The sequence below is a fragment of the Rossellomorea oryzaecorticis genome (assembly GCF_038405515.1).
In the GTDB taxonomy this organism is placed as follows: Bacteria; Bacillota; Bacilli; order Bacillales; family Bacillaceae_B; genus Rossellomorea; species Rossellomorea oryzaecorticis_A.
The window spans coordinates 1-847 of sequence record NZ_JBBYAF010000098.1 but is presented as its reverse complement, the minus strand read 5'-3'; the positions used below and the strand labels follow the sequence as shown (position 1 = coordinate 847).

3 protein-coding genes are annotated in these 847 nt (G+C 39.1%); 2 read left to right on the top strand and 1 reads right to left on the bottom strand.

From position 1 onward, the window contains the following. Nucleotides 1–141, top strand: a 141-nt coding sequence (locus AAEO50_RS21165; RefSeq protein ID WP_341986337.1) for a cold-shock protein, incomplete at its 5' end; no start/stop codon positions are given. Nucleotides 142–249: 108 nt separating this feature from the next. Here AAEO50_RS21165 and AAEO50_RS21160 read toward each other — a convergent pair. Further along, the gene (locus AAEO50_RS21160; protein WP_341986336.1) at nucleotides 250–462 is read right to left on the bottom strand and encodes a hypothetical protein; all 213 of its coding nucleotides are present in this window, start codon (nucleotides 460–462) and stop codon (nucleotides 250–252) included. A gap of 294 nt (nucleotides 463–756) precedes the next feature. Here AAEO50_RS21160 and AAEO50_RS21155 point away from each other — a divergent pair. Beyond that, nucleotides 757–847, top strand: a 91-nt coding sequence (locus tag AAEO50_RS21155) for a cold-shock protein (protein WP_341981421.1), incomplete at its 3' end; no start/stop codon positions are given.

Sequence of the window (847 nt, the reverse complement as noted above, 5' to 3'; positions counted from 1 at the left end):
GAAGGTGGAGAAGATGTATTCGTACATTTCTCAGCTATCCAAGGCGAAGGATTTAAATCTTTAGACGAAGGTCAAAAAGTAACGTTTGACACTGAGCAAGGTCAACGCGGACTTCAAGCGACTAACGTAGTTAAAGCATAATTGCTTTAATAGGAAAGGACTCTCATCCCGAGGGTCCTTTTTGTTTTGGCAAAAAAATACCGACAGCCTGAACATATACAACGCCCGAACTGCCAGCACTTCTTTCCATTAATTTGAGGCATACTTGACGATGCCATGTACATACACCAAGGTATCATTGTGCATGCATTCTCTGATCTTGATCTTACCCTCTTTCTCTAATTCCCTTGCCATTTGCTCGATGTTTTCTCCATCCGCGTTCGAATTCACAGGAATTTCTAAAGAAAAGAAATTTCCACTTCTGGCTTGGTTACATTCTTTCAGTAATCGATTTTTATCCATTGGGCCATCCCCTTTTCTTCTGTATTCGACATAAAGGGCACGTTCCCCTCTAAATACCAATTTCAGGGCAGATTTTTTCGATCGGCTCCAGTTACAACAACGTTGAGTTAGCATTAACTGGAAATAGGACTTTCGAATGTTTGCTTTTTCCTTCAACACCTGTTATTCTAAGAAAGAATTATTTTTGTTCGGTCTGTAAGGAATGAAAGTATTTAAACTTTTCGCCTTTGATATCTAACTTGAGCAACAATAGTAATAAAATGTGGACTCGAATCCACGCAGGAGGAAATAATTATGCAACAAGGTACAGTAAAATGGTTTAACGCAGAAAAAGGTTTCGGTTTCATCGAAATCGAAGGTGGAGAAGATGTATTCGTACATTTCT